This is a genomic window from Neobacillus niacini, from assembly GCF_030817595.1.
GTDB lineage: Bacteria > Bacillota > Bacilli > Bacillales > Cytobacillaceae > Neobacillus > Neobacillus niacini_G.
This window is the reverse complement of the sequence record NZ_JAUSZN010000001.1, coordinates 3,488,994-3,505,930: the sequence shown is the minus strand read 5'-3', so window position 1 is coordinate 3,505,930 and position 16,937 is coordinate 3,488,994. Positions and strand designations below refer to the sequence as shown.

Genomic DNA, 16,937 nt, shown 5'->3' with positions numbered 1-16,937 from the left:
AGTGGAGTACATTCGTATTCGACAGTACCATGAAAAAGATTTTAATAGAATTCAAGAGTTAAACCAGCAAGAGGGCTGGAATAATTTAGTAGAAAAGAAAGAAGATACAAAAGTGGCATGGAAGCATTCAAATGTATCGTTGGTTGCGGAGGCAGAAGGCGATGGAATAGTCGGATATATTAGAGGTTTTACCGACATGCGTATTACTATATATATATATGAATTGTTAATTGACAAAAAGTATCGTGGGTCAGGTATCGGGAAAAAGTTGCTTCAGTACGTTCATGCTAAATATCCAAGTACGAGAATGGAACTTCTTGCTTCTAGTACCTCTCATACATTTTATGAAGGTCAGGGCTATCGCCGATTTTACGGATTCAGAAAGACCTTTGAAGAATAGGAGTGAAAGTGAATGAAGAAACTTTATCTTATCCGGCATTGTGAGGCTGAGGGGCAGCCGGCGGAAGCATCCTTAACAGACAATGGCTTTAAACAAGCTGAACATTTATCGGAATTTTTTAGAGGTATTCTTATAGACCGCATTATTTCAAGTCCTTATAAGCGTGCAGTTCAAACGGTGGAGCCCCTTGCAGAAAGAATCAATCTTGAAATTGAAAAAAATGATCTATTAACAGAACGTATCCTTAGTTCCCAAAATCTTTCTGACTGGCTAGAAAAATTAAGAGCTACCTTTGATGACCTAGATTTGAAATTCGAAGGTGGAGAGTCTAGTAGTGAAGCAAAGGAACGAATCGTAACTGTAATAGAGGAAGTTCTGAACAGTGAAGAACTAAATACTATTATCGTCACACATGGAAATTTACTGTCCTTACTGTTAAATCATTATAATCATCATTTCGGTTTTGAAGAATGGAGAGGTTTACGTAATCCGGATGTGTTTCTTCTAAAATTAGAGAACGGAACCATAACATACGAAAGATTATTAATGGAATCAAGCCATCAACTATCCTTGGTTAAACCAACAGTGGAGTTGATGGATGAATACCTGTCATTCTATAAGGAATGGATAGAAAGCAACGAAGATATGGTACCTTGGGTTATTAAAAAAGATCCATCAGATTTTGAGGCAATGGTCCAATTTTTAAGAGATAATGAGGAAGGAAGTAATCTGCCAGCAGGGTGGGTGCCTGATTCAACATTTTGGTTAATAAACCAAGACAAAAGAATACTCGGTGTGGTCAATATAAGACATCAATTAACACAAGATCTTTCCGATCGTGGCGGCCATATTGGTTACGGCATCCGTCCTTCAGAGAGAAGGAAAGGATTTGCCACTAAATTGCTTTCATTGTCGCTTGAAAAAGCTAATGAGTTAGGAATTAAAAAAGCTCTGGTTGTATGTGATAAAGATAATACCGGTTCCTATAAAACGATTATTAATAATGGAGGAATACCAGATTCCGACTTTATTGAAGAAGATGGAAATATAATAAAAAGATTCTGGATAGAAACTTAATATCTCATTTGGGGGAAAACTGGTGGTAATTAAAAAGGAAATCAAAGTGGTTATCGGAGCAGGGGAGTACAATAATAATCCAGGCTGGCTCCTTACCCAAGAAGAGGAATTAAATTTATTAGATGAAACGACATGGAGTAAAAAGTTTGATGGTAGTTCAATTACAGCAATCCTTGCAGAACATGTATGGGAACACTTAACCTATGATGAAGGAATAACGGCTGCAAAAATATGTTTTAAGTATCTTAAGCCTTCTGGTTATATTCGCTGTGCGGTTCCCGATGGATATTTTCCAGATGAGGAATATCAAAATATAGTGAAAATCGGCGGACCTGGGCCAAAAGATCATCCTGCTGCAAGTCATAAAATTGTACATAACTATCGTACATTATCGAAAATGTTTGAAGATGCAGGATATAGGGTTACTTTACTGGAATATTGTGATGACGAAGGTAATTTTCACTTCAATGATTGGAATCCGGAAGATGGAGTTATTTTTCGTTCAAAAAAGTTTGACCCAAGGAATAACGACAAACTATTATTTCCTTCTCTAATCATTGACGCAATAAAACCTTAAAGTTTTACTACCGGAGTTCATGTGTTAATAGCTGGGCACATGCAAGGGGCAGGAAATATCTGCCCCTGCTATTTTAGATATCTTTCTTACCTTGGTATTTCATCTTAAATTCCGCTTCACTCATATTTGGATTCTTTCTAGGTGTTGTTTTGCTTAGTGCCTTTTTCATTTCTACATTTGCGTCGTCGCTTGTATTATATTTCCCATCCATATGTATCCCTCCTTTTTGTCATTAGTATCAAACCTAAATCAATCATTCATTCTTTATTTTTATAAAATAACCGTAACTAAAATAAGGAGAAAAGTAATGGTCTGGAAACAAATGGTAGACACCCCTCGAGGAACATCTGAAGTTTTTTCAACCTTAATTATGTGTGGTAAACATGATGTTCAATGCCCCCTAGCCTACTCAGCAGAAATGAATGAAGGAATACCTAGATCAAAGTTAGTTGTTTTTAATCATAGCAACCATTATCCATTCCTAGAGGAATCAGATACATTTAAAAAGGAATTTAAGAATTTCATTGATGAAATTAGTTAGAGGATCTTAAGAACAAATGTCAGAAGTAGCCATAAAGATTTGTCCTTAATCGGGGGTCTTGAGGACAAATCGCAGCGACGGTCAGAAAGATTTGTCCTTAATCGGGGGTCTTGAGGACAAATCGCAGCGACGGTCAGAAAGATTTGTCCTTAATCAGGGGTCTTGAGGACAAATCGCAGCGACGGTCAGAAAGATTTGTCTTTAATCAGGGGTCTTGAGGACAAATTGCAGCAACGGCCATAAAGATTTGTCCTTAATCAGGGGTCTTGAGGACAAATCGTAGCAGCGGCCAGAAGGATTTGTCCTTAATCAGGGGTCTTAAGAGGACAAATTGCAGCGACGGTCAGAAAGATTTGTCTTTAATCAGGGGTCTTGAGGACAAATCGCAGCGACGGGTCAGAAAGATTTGTCCTTAATCAGGGGTCTTAAGGACAAATTGCAGCAGCGTCCAGAAAGATTTGTCCTTAATCAGGGGTCTTGAGGACAAATCGCAGCAGCGGCCAGAAAAGATTTGACCTTAATCAGGGGTCTTGAGGACAAATCGCAGCAGCGGCCAGAAAAGATTTGTCCTTAATCAGGGGCCTTGAGAGGAGAGCCCCTATAAAGATAAAAAGCTTAAGGATGTGATCGTAATGTTTCAAGCAACAATATTATTTATCCTTGCAGGTATTGCAGAGATAGGAGGAGGATATCTTATCTGGCAATGGTTGCGGGAAGGGAAGCCCTCATATTGGGGATTAATTGGAGGAGTAGTGCTAGCTTTGTACGGCGTGATTGCTACCTTTCAGGCTTTTCCATCATTTGGACGAGTTTATGCTGCTTACGGGGGAGTATTCATTGTGCTTTCGCTTTTGTGGGGATGGGGGATCGACAAAAAGACTCCAGATTTATATGACTGGATTGGCGGGGGAATATGTTTAATAGGCGTTTTGGTAATGTTATTGGCACCGAGACAATAAAAAATGAGCTTGGAATATGTCCAAGCTCATTTTTTTATTTACGTGCAAGCTCATATGTTGAAATTTGATCTTCATAGTTAAGGGTTACGCCGATTTCATCCCAGCCGTTAAGCAGCATTTCTTTTGGATATGGTGCAATATCAAAAGTAAACTCTAACCCTTGATTATCGGAAACCACTTGATTTTCTAGATTGACAGTAAGAGAGTACTCCTCATTCTCGGCCTTACGCATAATGCTTTGAACTTGTTCTTCACTTGCTTGAATGGTGAGAATACCATTTTTCACACAGTTATTTTTAAAAATATCTGCATAGCTTTGGGCAATAACCACTTTAAAGCCATAGTCCTGAATCGCCCATGGGGCATGCTCACGAGAGGATCCGCAGCCAAAGTTCTCACCAGCTACTAATATAGAGGCTCCCTGATATTTTGGATGATTCATTGAAAAATCCTTACGCAGATTACCATCATCATCAAAGCGCCAGTGATAAAATAAAAATTGTCCAAATCCGCTTCGCTCAATCCTCTTTAGGAATTGCTTTGGAATAATCTGGTCTGTATCAACATTACTTCGATTTAACGGGCAAACGATCCCTGTATGAATGCGTAGTGGTTCCATTTATAGTACCTCCTGTGCTGTAAACTTTCGAACATCAACGAAATGTCCTGCAACTGCAGCAGCAGCAGCCATTTCCGGACTGACAAGATGGGTACGAGATCCATTTCCTTGACGGCCTTCAAAATTACGGTTAGAAGTGGAGGCACAGCGGCCGCCTGGAGGAACGATATCATCATTCATGGCAAGACACATACTGCAGCCAGCTTCGCGCCATTCAAAGCCTGCTTCTTTAAAAATTTGATCGATTCCTTCTTTTTCGGCAGCCAATTTTACACTAAAAGAACCTGGTACGACAATTGCTTTCACCTTAGGATTAACCTTGTGCCCGCGTACAACATCAGCCGCTTTACGTAAATCACTTAACCGTGAATTTGTACAAGAACCAATAAAGACATGATCAATTTCTACACTTGAAATAGGCTGTCCAGCTTCAAGTCCCATATATTGAAGGGCACGAGAAATTTCATCTTTTTTATTCGCTTTTTCTTCATTATCTGGATTTGGAACAGAGGCTGTAATTGGGATACACATGCCGGGATTTGTTCCCCATGTAACCTGCGGTTCAACTTCAGAAGCCTCAATTTCAACCACCGCATCGTATTGTGCACCTTCATCAGTGGCAAGTGCACGCCAATTTGCAACGGCTTCCTCGAAGGCTTCACCCTTAGGAACATGTCTGCGTCCTTTAAGGTATTCAAAAGTTGTTTCATCTGGAGAAATCAAGCCTGCACGTGCACCAGCCTCAATCGACATATTACAAACAGTCATACGCTCTTCCATTGAAAGGGAGCGAATTGCCTCACCTGTATATTCCATTACATAACCAGTTCCAAATTGGACTCCAAATTTTCCGATGATCGCTAGGATTAAATCCTTGGCTGTTACTCCTGTTCCAAGCTTTCCATTAACCTTTACATTCATTGTTTTTGGAGGTGCTTGCCACAGTGTTTGTGTTGCTAGGACATGCTCTACTTCACTTGTCCCAATTCCGAACGCTAGGGCACCAAACGCACCATGTGTAGAAGTATGGCTATCACCACAAACGATTGTTTTTCCAGGTTGTGTAAGACCAAGCTCAGGTCCAATTACATGGACAATCCCATTGTCTGGGTGTTGACGGTCTGAAAGTTCAACGCCAAATTCTTGGCAGTTCTCTTTCAATGTATCTATTTGTTTCTTTGAGATTGGATCCTTGATTACATTTCGATCACGTGTGGAAACGTTGTGATCCATTGTTGCATAAGTAAGGTCCGGACGGCGCACCTTTCGTCCGTTCATTCGTAATCCTTCGAATGCTTGAGGAGAGGTTACTTCATGAACCAGGTGCAAATCAATATATAGTAAATCAGGTTTTCCTGCTTCTTGATGTACAACATGCTGCTCCCAAACTTTTTGAATAATATTTTTTGGTTTTTGCATAATGTCCTTCCTCACATTTATAGATTTGATAAAGAGGGGTAGTTCGTCCCCGGATAAATAGTTTCCTGATAAGGAGAAGCAGCTGGACTTATGAGCCCAGCTGCGATTATTTTAAACGTAACAGCTCATGATACATTTTGAGGCGTTTTGGGACTTAATATAATCGACAATTAGACGTGTCATTTCCTCTGTGCCCACTTGCCTTCCTTCAGGAATGTGAAGGTCTGCTGTGTGGAATCCACTATCTAACACAGACTGTACTGCGTCTTCTATTAATGTTGCCTCATCATTTAGTTGGAAAGAGTAACGCAGCATTAATGCAGCTGATAAAATCATTGCAGATGGATTGGCAATCCCTTTGCCGGCAATGTCTGGTGCTGAGCCATGAACTGGTTCATATAAACCAACACCATCTTCGCTCAAGGATGCGGATGCAAGCATACCAAGTGATCCTGTTAAAACCGAAGCTTCATCACTAAGAATGTCACCAAACATGTTCTCAGTCACAATGACATCAAACTTAGTCGGATTTGTAATCAATTTCATTGCAGCCGCGTCAACCAATACATGCTCAACCACGACATCTGGATACTGGGCTTTTTTCTCTTCGACAATTTCGCGCCACATTTTACTCGATTCCAACACGTTAGCTTTATCAACAGAGGTAAGGTGTCCACGTCGTCCTTGAGCTGCTTGGAAGGCTTTGTCTACGATTCTTTCAATCTCCGTCCGAGTATAGGCTAGTGTATCCACAACCGTATTACCGCCGTCCCGGCGTTCACTAGGTGTACCAAAGTAAATACCGCCTGTTAGTTCACGGACAATTAATAAGTCACTGCCGGCAACAACCTCTTCTTTCAAAGGAGAAGCATGAAGCAAATTTTTAAACCCTTTAATTGGTCTTAAATTTGCATATAAATCTAGCGCCTTACGAATACCGAGTAATCCTCTTTCAGGGCGTAAATGGGAGGGGTTGTTATCCCATTTTGGGCCGCCAACAGCACCTAATAATACCGCATCTGCCTGTTTACAGGCGTCGACTGTTGTTTCTGGCAGGGGAGTTCCATATAGGTCAATGGCTGCCCCTCCGATTTCATGGGTTTCGAAGGTAAAACTGTGGTTAAATTCTTCAGCAATAGCATTCAATACATCTTGTGCAGAATTAATAACTTCCTTGCCAATCCCATCACCAGGTAGTAATACAATACGTTTTTTCATTCGAAGCAACCTCCTCATCATTTTTTACATCGCCTCAGGAAAGGGTTTATGCTTGAGCTAGTTCAGCTTGAGCTTGAGCAACAGCTTTAGTGTTGAATAATACACGGTTGACAGTATTTAAGAACGCTTTAGCAGAAGCCTCTAATACGTCCTGAGCGGATCCGCGGCCACTTACTTGTGTACCATCAACCGTCATTTTTACATGTACTTCAGCCAAGGCATCACGCCCTTGCCCAACGGAATTTAATTTATAATCAGTAAGATGAATTTCTTCTTTAATTAGAGCTTCTAATGTATTCATTAGTGCTTCAACACTTCCTGAACCTGTACGTGCCGTCTCTACTCGAACACCTTCTGGCGTGTTCAGTGCAACGGTAGCAGTAGGGAGGTTGGCTGAACCATAATGAACCTGGAAAGCCACAAGCTCATATTTTTTAATATCAGCAACAGCTGTTTGGATGTCTGTTAAAATGGTAAACAAATCTTCATCGGTAACTTCTTTTTTACGGTCGGTGAGCTGTTTAAAAGCTGTAAATGCTTCTTGAAGCTTTTCAGCAGATAATGTAAAGCCCATATTTTCAATTTTATCTTTAAAGGCATGACGTCCTGAATGTTTACCTAGAACTAAATCATTTGATTGAATACCAACCATCTCAGGAGTAATGATTTCGTAGGTTAAGGTGTTTTTCAATACTCCATCTTGATGAATACCAGACTCATGAGCAAAGGCATTTTTTCCTACTACAGCCTTATTTCCGGGAACAATCATTCCGGTAAAGCGGCTGACAAGGTCGCTTGTGCGCTTGATTTCTTTTAAAACAAGATTCGTAGTAAAAGGGTATTTATCTTTTCTAATATTGAGTGCTACTGCGACTTCCTCTAGTGAGGCATTTCCTGCACGTTCTCCAATACCGTTAATTGTTCCCTCGACCTGTGTAACTCCATTTTCAATAGCTGCTAGTGTATTGGCGACAGCCATTCCTAAATCATCATGACAATGGCAGGAAAGTGAAGCCTTATGGATATTTGGAACGTTTTCTCGAATATAACGGAACATGTAACCATATTCTGCTGGAGTGGCATAGCCTACCGTGTCAGGGAGGTTAATGACTGTTGCTCCTGCGTCGATAACCTTCGTAATGATTTTGACAAGAAAATCAAGATCTGAACGAGATGCGTCTTCAGCAGACCATTCGATATGAGGGAATCTTTGTTTTGCATATGCCACCATATCGACAGAGGTTTGTATGACTTCCTCAGGTGTTTTGAACAATTTATATTTCATATGAATAGGAGAGGTAGCAAGGAAAACGTGTAACCTAGGTTCTTTAGCATCCTTTAATGCGTCCCACGCAATGTCAATGTCCGATTTGGTTGCTCTTGCCAGGCCTGTTACGGAACTGTTTTTAATACTCCGGGCAATAGCTCTTACTGCTTCGAAATCCCCTTGGGAGGAAGCCGGAAACCCGGCCTCCATAATATCAACGCCAAACTTTTCTAGTTGTCTAGCGATTTCCAGTTTTTCAAGCTGGTTTAGATTTACACCAGGAGATTGTTCACCATCACGCAGTGTCGTATCGAAGATGTTAACGTGAACCATTTACCACAGCTTCTTTCTTTTGGTTTACAGGTTTTTTAATAAATGGCATTAAAGCACGAAGCTCACGGCCTACAACTTCGATTGGATGATTATTTTCACTTCGGTTGATTGCGTTAAATTGTGGACGGTTTGCTTGGTTCTCCAAAATCCAGCCCTTCGCAAATGCACCAGTTTGGATATCAGTTAATACATCTTTCATGCGTGCTTTTGTATCTTCGTTAACAACACGTGGTCCTGAAACGAAATCTCCCCACTGAGCTGTATCTGAGATAGAGTAGCGCATATTTTCAAGTCCTCCTTCATATAGAAGGTCAACGATTAATTTTAATTCATGTAAACACTCGAAGTAAGCAACTTCAGGCTGGTAACCTGCTTCTACTAATGTTTCGAAACCTGCTTTGATAAGGGCAGTAGTACCACCGCAAAGAACCGCTTGTTCTCCGAATAAATCTGTTTCTGTCTCTTCTTGGAAAGAAGTTTCTAGTACGCCTGCACGAGCAGAACCGATACCTTTAGCGTAAGCTAATGCTAATTCACGCGCTTGACCAGTGTAGTCTTGATATACCGCATAAAGTGCTGGAACACCTGCGCCTTCTGTATATGTGCGTCGTACTAAATGTCCTGGACCTTTAGGAGCAACTAGGAATACGTCTACATCAGCTGGTGGTACGATTTGTGTAAAGTGAACGTTGAAACCATGAGCAAAAACTAATGCATTCCCAGCTTCAAGGTTTGGTTTGATACTTTCTTCGTATACCTTAGGCTGCATTTCATCTGGCAGCAACACCATGATAACGTCAGCTTGTGCAGTTGCATCTGCAACAGATGTTACTTCAACACCGTCTTCAACAGCTTTATCCCAAGACTTACCGCCTCTTAAACCAACAACAACGTCAAATCCGCTTTCCTTTAGGTTTAATGCATGTGCATGACCTTGTGATCCATAACCGATTACTGCGATTTTCTTTCCTTGTAATACTGCCTCTTGAATATCTCCGTTATATAATACTTTTGCCATTATAATCATCCCTTCGAAAATGTTTATTTTATTTGAGAGTAGGTAGTTAACTCGTTAACCTGTGGTTGATGTCCGCGTAAGAAGGCGGTTAGTCCAGTTCTAGCAATCTCTTTAATTCCATATGGGCGAAGCAAGTCAATCAACGCGTCAATTTTGTCTGGCCTGCCAGTGATTTGTATCGTTAAGCTATCTTTACTTACGTCAATAATCAAGGCGCGGAAGGGGTCTATGATCCCGTTAATTTCACTGCGAAGCTGTGAGCTGCCGGCAACTTTAATGAGTGCCAGTTCACGAGCGACAATCGCCTTATCTGTAATATCTGAAACCTTTAAAACATCAATTTGCTTGTTTAGCTGTTTTGTCACTTGTTCGAGGCGCTGTTCATCTTCGACCTCCACCACTAGGGTCATTTTTGAAATGCCTTCGGTTTCAGTTGGACCGACAGAAATACTTGAAATATTAAATTGTCGTCTTTGTAATAGACCAGTAACCCGATTTAATACACCACTTCGGTCCTGAACGGTTAGGGATATAATCCGTTTCATGATGGTTTCACCCCAATCATTTCATGTATTCCTTTTCCAGGAGCAATCATCGGGAAGACTTTTTCCTGCTGGAGCACTCGGCAGTCCATTAAAACAGGACCGTCATAAGCAAACACTTCAGGAAGCTTGGTGATTAATTCTTCTTGGCTTTCAATCTTTAACCCTCGGATATGATAGGCTTCCGCAAGTTTTACAAAATCAGGTTGTGTCTGCAAAATTGATTCCGAAATTCGGTTGCCATGTAACAATTCCTGCCATTGTCGAACCATACCTAGAGCACCGTTATTAACAATAATGATCTTTACAGGAAGATTCTGTTCATAGATTATAGATAACTCTTGCAGCGTCATCTGGAATCCAGCGTCACCAACGATAGCTACGACTGTACTGCCTGGAGAAGCCATTTGCGCTCCAATTGCAGCAGGGAAGCCGAAGCCCATTGTTCCAAGTCCACCTGATGTAACCCAGCGGTGCGGTTTTTCAAAGTTGTAATACTGAGCTGCCCACATTTGGTGCTGACCAACGTCTGTTGTAACAACAGCGTCCCCATTTGTTACTTTATGGATGGCTTCAATCAGCCATTGAGGAGACATTCCGTTTGGATCATGCTTATACCATAATGGGAACTCTTCTTTATACTTGCTTAATGTTTCTAACCATTCTTCATTTTCAGGTGATTCTGAGGTCTGATTCATTAATTCAATCAATGCTTCCTTTGAATCAGAAACAATTGGAATATTGGTTGGAACATTTTTGCCAATTTCAGCAGGGTCGATATCAATATGTGCTACTTTCGCATTTGGAGAGAAGTGCTTTAGATTACCTGTAAGACGGTCATCAAAGCGGGCGCCTATATTGATTAGTAAGTCTGATTCATACATTGCCATGTTCGCTGCATATGTTCCGTGCATACCACCCATCCCTAGAGAGAGAGGGTTGTTGGCTGGGAAAGTTCCAAGACCAAGAAGGGTGGTTACAACTGGAAGCTTGTGCTTCTCAGCAAAAGCTGTTAACTCAGCAGAAGCTTTACCATGTAGAATACCAGCACCAGCAAGAATAACCGGTTTTTTTGACTTCGAAATTGCATCTGCAAGTTTTTTGATCTGCAGCGGATTTGGTTTTGTTGTCGGTTGATATCCAGGAAGATTAATCGTTCCTTCTTCAGGAGTCTCGAATAATTCTCCTGCAGAGATGTCTTTTGGAATATCGATTAATACCGGACCTGGACGGCCTGTTGAAGCAATGTGAAAGGCTTCTTTTACAATCCTTGGTAAGTCGGCAATATCTTGCACCTGATAATTATGTTTTGTGATAGGTGTGGTAATCGCCATGACATCAGCTTCTTGAAAGGCGTCTGTTCCGATTACACCTCTTGCAACCTGACCAGTGAAAATAACTAGAGGTAAAGAATCCATCATTGCATCTGTAATTCCAGTCACCAGGTTGGTGGCACCAGGACCAGAAGTTGCTATTACAACGCCAGGTTTTCCTGTTATGCGTGCATAACCTTCAGCAGCATGAATGCTTCCTTGCTCGTGACGGAAGAGGACGTGCTTAATGGTGCCTCTCGCACGATAGATCGCGTCATAAATTGGCAGAACGGCACCACCCGGATACCCAAAAAGCGTATCAACACCTTCATTAATTAATAAGTCAATGAGCAGGTCTGCACCGGTTTTAGGTGCCGTACTTGTTTGGAAATCCGGCTTTGCTTCTACTTTCACCTCGTAATCCCTCCTTGTGAATATTCGAATCTTTTAAAAACGAACCCGTGTAGATATTGTACCTGTATAATAAAAAAAGCCATCTTCCCTCCGAATAAACTGCAGTTACAAAGATAAAAGCAGAATATATCGGGGAGAAAAGGCCTTCCATTTCTCGGTACCACCCGGTTTTACAGCATCCTCACGAATACTGCCTCTTGAAGCGGCTAAAAAGAATCATAACCGCTTCTTTTGGTAACAGGTGCTAAAAGAACACCTGATTGAGCCTAATAAGTTAGAACTGTTCAGCTCAATACTCAGGGATGATGTCGGAATAAGGTGTATTACTGGGCTTCCAGCAACCCCAGCTCTCTGAAAATACATATTCTTATTCCTTTATTCCCGTCATCGATTTTTTCTATGAATTTTTCAAATCAACTGAAATGTCTTTAACCTCGGCTTTAAATAGGGAGCCTAAACCCTGAGTAGGTTAAAGCGACAGCAGTAAATGTTTCTTATCTATATTTTCATGATCCCGCCAGTATTGGCGGATGTTACTAACTTTGCATATTTGGCTAGGTAGCCGGTTTTGATTTTTGGCTCTGGCTTTTGCCATAAGCGTCTTCGTTCTGCTAAAACCTCGTCATCGACAAGCAATTCAATGGACCTGGCAGGCAGATCAATTAGGATTTTGTCACCATTTTCAATTAGAGCAATCGGTCCGCCTTCAGCAGCTTCCGGTGAAATGTGTCCAATTGAAATTCCTCGGCTTGCACCTGAGAAACGTCCATCTGTGATCAGTGCAACTTCTTTACCCAATCCACGACCCATAATCGCGGATGTAGGGGCAAGCATTTCTGGCATTCCTGGACCGCCCTTTGGACCTTCGTAGCGTATAACCACAACGTGTCCTGCTTGAACAGTACCATTGTTGATATTTTCTTGTGCTTCTTCCTGAGATTCAAATACAATTGCTTCACCAAGGAAGGTTTGAATTGATGGGTCAACCGCACCGACTTTAATTACACTGCCATCTGGAGCAATATTTCCATATAGGATGGATAGACCACCAACAGGGCTATACGGATTGTCTTTTGTCCGAATAACATTTTCATTGATTATTGTTGCATCCTTCACATTTTCTTGAAGGGTTTTCCCAGTAATGGTTAAGCAGTCCTTATGCAATGCACCTTCAACTTTATAAAGCTCATTGATAATAGCACTAACTCCGCCAGCATGATGAATATCTTCCATAGAATAATCAGATGCAGGCATAATTTTCGCCAAATATGGGACCTTTTCAGCAATTTTGTTAATATCTCGTAAATCATAGTCAATACCTGCTTCATGAGCGATGGCAAGGGTATGTAGGACGGTGTTCGTTGATCCTCCCATAGCCATATCCAAAGCAAATGCATTGTCAATTGCTTCTCTTGTAATGATGTCGCGAGGACGTATATCATTTTTTACCAATTCAACAAGATGTCTTGCTGCTTGGCGAATCAGTTCATGTCTTCCTTCTGATGTGGCAACAATCGTTCCATTACCAGGAACCGTCATCCCTAAGACTTCCATTAGACAATTCATTGAGTTCGCAGTGAACATTCCTGAGCATGAGCCGCAGGTAGGACAGGCATTCTTTTCTATTTCCAGTAACTGAGCTTGAGTCATTGAACCGCTATGGTAAGCTCCAACGCCCTCAAATACAGAAGTCAGAGAAAGATTTTTTCCAGTGGTTGGAGAAACTCCTGCTTCCATTGGACCTCCTGATACAAAAACAGAAGGGACATTGGTTCTAGCGGCCGCCATTAACATTCCTGGTGTAATTTTGTCACAGTTCGGAATGTAGAAGACACCATCAAACCAATGAGCATTAATAACAGTTTCAGCACTATCAGCGATAATTTCACGGCTTGGAAGCGAGTAACGCATTCCGATATGCCCCATTGCAATTCCATCATCGACACCGATTGTGTTAAATTCAAATGGTATTCCGCCAGCTTCTCGTATCGCTTCTTTTACAATTTCACCGAAATGATTAAGGTGTTTATGTCCAGGGATAATTTCAATAAATGAGTTACAGACACCGATAAATGGTTTATCTAAGTCCTTCACAGTTACCCCGGTTGCGTATAGTAAGCTGCGGTGGGGAGCACGGTCAATCCCCTTTTTAATCATATCGCTTCGCATTTTTTATCTCCTAACTGACAATGGCATGGCTTGCAGATTCAGGATAACAAGCCACTCCGTCTGTTGTTACGATTTTTCTAAATTCTTCTAAAAGGTCATTTGTAACATTTCCTGGTTTACCGCCGCTAATTTCGCGGCCATCGACTGCGATAACAGCAATGACTTCAACAGCTGTACCGGTTAGGAACACTTCATCAGCCACATACACATCGTGCCGAGTAAATGGAGTCTCCTTAACCTCATAACCTTTAGCTCTAGCTACATCAATAATTGCATTTCGGGTAATTCCTTCTAATGCCCCCAAGTAAACAGGAGGGGTGTAAATAACTCCATTTTTTACAATGAAGATATTGTCAGCGGAACCTTCTGTTACATATCCTTGGTCATTGAGCATTAAAGCCTCTTGTACACCAGCCTGATTGGCTTCTAATTTAACTAGAATATTATTTAAATAGTTAAGTGATTTAACTTGTGGACTTAATACATCTGGGCGATTTCGTCTGCTTGGAACAGATGCAATTTTAATTCCTTGCTCATAAAATTCCTTTGGGTATAAGGCTAATTGCTCAGCGATAATAATTACGCTTGGCGTTGGGCAGGAGGAAGGGTCCAGTCCGAGATTTCCTTTACCCCGTGAAACAACAACACGAATATAGGCGCTGTCTAATTGATTTTTTCTGATCGTATCCACAATTAATTGTGTCATTTCTTCCTGTGTATACGGAATTTTCAACATAATGGATTGTGCTGACTCGTACAGTCTTTTTAGGTGGGCGTCGAGTCTAAAGACGTTTCCGCTATAAACACGAATGCCTTCAAAAACTCCATCTCCATATAAAAATCCATGGTCAAAAACTGAAACTACAGCATCCTCTTTCTTGACGAACTCTCCGCCAAGGAATATCCATTGACTTCCCAACCTAACCACTCCTTTTAGTCATACAACGCTTTAAATGATTAAATCCTGTTGTAAAAAAATTCCCATGCCTCATCTCCTATTTGTGAGGATGATCCAGAGGCATGTTCTGTTGTTAGAATATTTAATACAAATTATATTTTCAGTAATCTTACACCCAATCTAAATCTTGGTCAATATAAAAATCTGACAATTCAAATAAATCGGAAATGTTGTGAGCGTTTTCATTATTGTTAGATTAAGGTTATTGAGAAATTAAAATAGTAAAAAAATTTTTTTTGAGGGCTAAAAAGAAGAGTGAAAAGGAGCGTTTTCATACGGGGAGTCTACTATAGTTGACTGAAAAACAGATTGGATTAAGAAGTTAATCCATCATAATGGAATGTGCATTAGTTTTTTACTATAGTTGTTTTTTTGCTTTTTCTACTATCTAATTTTTGCAAGATATTCGTATACTTCACGAAGATTTTTATAACCCATAGACTGTGCCCGCACTAAATAATGACTCCAAATATGTGCTGTCAGTTTCGCATCCTCTAGGGCATGGTGCCGATTGATGACTTCGATTCCACATTGTTCGCAAGCTTCTTCTAGTGGAATAGACTTAATCATCGGATTTGATAAGCGAAGGAGAAAGGAGGTATCAATAATTCTGTGTTCAAATCTAGTTTTTAGTAAATCCCATGTTAGTTTTTGCATAAAAGACTGTTCATGCTTGGAGTGGTGAGCGACAAGTGTATGATTCTTAATGAATTTGTAAAATTCCATTAGCACTTCGGATACAAAAGGGGCACTTCGTAATTCCTCATTTGTAATGTTAGTCAAGGTGGATATTTCTTCTGAAATAGGTTGTGGAGAATGTACCAGGGAATAAAAAGTTTCTGTTTTCAACAGTTCTTGACCAGTCATTTTGATGGCGCCGATTGAGATGACACGATCTCCTTTTTCAGGATAGAAACCAGTCGTTTCTAAATCAAATACAACCACCTGTAATTCCTGTAGCGGTGTGTCTAGGCAGTTGTTTTCTTTCATTTCTTTTTGAAGCTGGCGGATGAAAGAAATATTTTGCATATTGCTTTGCCCTTGAACTCCTGCATAAATATTTGAACCAAGTCTGCCTGACATCTGTCTGAAAAATTGAATCATATCATTCATTCCCATTAGTCATCCTCCTTTTCTATTAAATTTCTTACATAACGGTACAGTGCTGTACCATTTTTCAGTATTTCTTTTACTTCTTCCTTTTGCTTTTTTGAGAGTGTCGAGATAGGCAGATAGTGGCTATTTTCGTAATTGTCTGGTTTTGATAGTGATAGACGAAAGTTTAGTAATTTTAAGAACTGTTGTTTATATAATTCTCTCTTAATAGAAGGAAGTACCAATTCGGACAGTTTTTCCAGCCTTAAAAGAGTAGAGGTTTCATAGATATTTCCTTTTATCGCCAATAACCGAATACCATTTACATATGGAAAAAGGGCCTTTTCTTTTATGTTTAAGGAGCCAGTGTGTGGTCCGTGTGTTTCCAAGAGTAGTTGACCTAATACACCGATTCCCTTTTTTAGGTATAGTGTATTATTAAGCACTTTATGAAAGAGGTTTTCTTTATGGATAGTTTGATATACTTCTATTTTTAATTTTTCCAGAAAACTTTCGTCACCATAAAGGGAACGTCCATCAATAAAAATCAATAGATGGCGAATGCCTTCCCAGTTTGAGTTGTTGGACCAATTTGCTAATTGCTGCCTCCATTCAGAAAGTGATTTACACCATAAGGGATTGCTCGCCATCACATCTCCATCACAATAATCATAGCCAGCAAGCTGCAGCCCTTGTGTGATTTCTTTTCCTAATGCCAAAAAGTAATGGTTTATTTCTGTGCCTTGCTGTTGATAAATAATGCCATGATCCTGATCGCTCCATACGGATTGCTCAAACCGTCCAGCGCTTCCCATCATGAAAAAAGTGAAGGGGCAGGGAAGGGATCCATGTTTTTCTTCTGTCTGTTTAACAGAAACAGAAATGACGCGTTGGATGATTTCATCATGAAGCTGGTTTAACTGTAAATGATTGCGAGAAACCCAAATGATTTGGTCATCACGGAATCTTCTAATCTCTAAGTAGCTGGTCATCCATTAAGTTACCTCCGTTTCAAAAA

The 16,937-nt window shown here is 40.5% G+C and carries 17 protein-coding genes and 1 pseudogene; 6 read left to right on the top strand and 12 right to left on the bottom strand.

Annotated elements, in window-relative coordinates; translation table 11 throughout:
- The first annotated feature begins 1 nt into the window (after window position 1).
- The 4 genes and pseudogenes from QFZ31_RS16730 (at window position 2) to QFZ31_RS16715 (ending at window position 2,054) form a co-directional block, all read left to right on the top strand.
- A complete protein-coding gene (locus QFZ31_RS16730; RefSeq protein WP_307304685.1) occupies window positions 2-400 on the top strand; it encodes a GNAT family N-acetyltransferase in 399 nt (132 codons plus the stop codon).
- A 12-nt stretch (window positions 401-412) separates the two neighbouring features.
- Window positions 413-916: pseudogene (locus QFZ31_RS16725) on the top strand (histidine phosphatase family protein); the annotation flags it as partial.
- A gap of 30 nt (window positions 917-946) precedes the next feature.
- Window positions 947-1,477 (top strand): GNAT family N-acetyltransferase, encoded by a 531-nt coding sequence (locus QFZ31_RS16720; protein WP_307311614.1) that lies wholly within the window; start codon window positions 947-949, stop codon window positions 1,475-1,477.
- Between the two features lie 19 nt (window positions 1,478-1,496).
- Window positions 1,497-2,054, top strand: coding sequence for a class I SAM-dependent methyltransferase (locus QFZ31_RS16715; RefSeq protein ID WP_307311612.1), 558 nt, complete (start codon window positions 1,497-1,499; stop codon window positions 2,052-2,054).
- Window positions 2,055-2,127: 73 nt separating this feature from the next.
- Here the strand turns inward: QFZ31_RS16715 and QFZ31_RS16710 are convergent, their stop codons facing one another.
- On the bottom strand, window positions 2,128-2,265 hold the full coding sequence (locus QFZ31_RS16710) for a hypothetical protein (RefSeq protein ID WP_179602441.1): 138 nt from the start codon (window positions 2,263-2,265) through the stop codon (window positions 2,128-2,130).
- A gap of 96 nt (window positions 2,266-2,361) precedes the next feature.
- Between QFZ31_RS16710 and QFZ31_RS16705 the strand changes: the two genes are divergently transcribed.
- Complete coding sequence (locus tag QFZ31_RS16705; protein ID WP_373459860.1) at window positions 2,362-2,595, top strand: alpha/beta fold hydrolase; 234 nt, start codon at window positions 2,362-2,364, stop codon at window positions 2,593-2,595.
- Window positions 2,596-3,227: 632 nt separating this feature from the next.
- Complete coding sequence (locus QFZ31_RS16700; protein WP_307304681.1) at window positions 3,228-3,554, top strand: YnfA family protein; 327 nt, start codon at window positions 3,228-3,230, stop codon at window positions 3,552-3,554.
- A 34-nt stretch (window positions 3,555-3,588) separates the two neighbouring features.
- On the opposite strand, the gene leuD is transcribed toward QFZ31_RS16700, so the two are convergent.
- The 11 genes from leuD to QFZ31_RS16645 form a co-directional block, all read right to left on the bottom strand.
- Complete coding sequence (gene leuD / locus QFZ31_RS16695; protein ID WP_307304677.1) at window positions 3,589-4,173, bottom strand: 3-isopropylmalate dehydratase small subunit; 585 nt, start codon at window positions 4,171-4,173, stop codon at window positions 3,589-3,591.
- Window positions 4,174-5,592: a 3-isopropylmalate dehydratase large subunit gene (leuC, locus tag QFZ31_RS16690; protein ID WP_307304674.1), complete on the bottom strand. Its 1,419-nt coding sequence runs from the start codon at window positions 5,590-5,592 to the stop codon at window positions 4,174-4,176.
- Window positions 5,593-5,703: 111 nt separating this feature from the next.
- Window positions 5,704-6,810, bottom strand: coding sequence for a 3-isopropylmalate dehydrogenase (gene leuB, locus QFZ31_RS16685; protein WP_307304670.1), 1,107 nt, complete (start codon window positions 6,808-6,810; stop codon window positions 5,704-5,706).
- A gap of 46 nt (window positions 6,811-6,856) precedes the next feature.
- Window positions 6,857-8,410, bottom strand: a complete 1,554-nt coding sequence (locus QFZ31_RS16680; protein ID WP_307304667.1) for a 2-isopropylmalate synthase — start codon at window positions 8,408-8,410, stop codon at window positions 6,857-6,859.
- Window positions 8,397-9,428, bottom strand: a complete 1,032-nt coding sequence (gene ilvC / locus QFZ31_RS16675; protein ID WP_307304663.1) for a ketol-acid reductoisomerase — start codon at window positions 9,426-9,428, stop codon at window positions 8,397-8,399. The genes QFZ31_RS16680 and ilvC overlap by 14 nt, the downstream gene beginning before the upstream one ends.
- 23 nt (window positions 9,429-9,451) lie before the next feature.
- Window positions 9,452-9,973: an acetolactate synthase small subunit gene (gene ilvN, locus QFZ31_RS16670; RefSeq protein WP_034677413.1), complete on the bottom strand. Its 522-nt coding sequence runs from the start codon at window positions 9,971-9,973 to the stop codon at window positions 9,452-9,454.
- Complete coding sequence (ilvB, locus tag QFZ31_RS16665; protein WP_307304660.1) at window positions 9,970-11,697, bottom strand: acetolactate synthase large subunit; 1,728 nt, start codon at window positions 11,695-11,697, stop codon at window positions 9,970-9,972. Before ilvB ends, ilvN begins: the two co-directional genes overlap by 4 nt.
- A 498-nt stretch (window positions 11,698-12,195) precedes the next feature.
- A complete protein-coding gene (ilvD, locus tag QFZ31_RS16660) occupies window positions 12,196-13,866 on the bottom strand; it encodes a dihydroxy-acid dehydratase (RefSeq protein WP_307304658.1) in 1,671 nt (556 codons plus the stop codon).
- 10 nt (window positions 13,867-13,876) lie between these two features.
- Complete coding sequence (gene ilvE / locus QFZ31_RS16655) at window positions 13,877-14,785, bottom strand: branched-chain-amino-acid transaminase (RefSeq protein ID WP_307304656.1); 909 nt, start codon at window positions 14,783-14,785, stop codon at window positions 13,877-13,879.
- Window positions 14,786-15,208: 423 nt separating this feature from the next.
- Window positions 15,209-15,943: an exonuclease domain-containing protein gene (locus tag QFZ31_RS16650; protein ID WP_307304654.1), complete on the bottom strand. Its 735-nt coding sequence runs from the start codon at window positions 15,941-15,943 to the stop codon at window positions 15,209-15,211.
- A complete protein-coding gene (locus QFZ31_RS16645) occupies window positions 15,943-16,911 on the bottom strand; it encodes a DUF294 nucleotidyltransferase-like domain-containing protein (RefSeq protein ID WP_307304652.1) in 969 nt (322 codons plus the stop codon). Before QFZ31_RS16645 ends, QFZ31_RS16650 begins: the two co-directional genes overlap by 1 nt.
- Window positions 16,912-16,937: the final 26 nt, after the last annotated feature.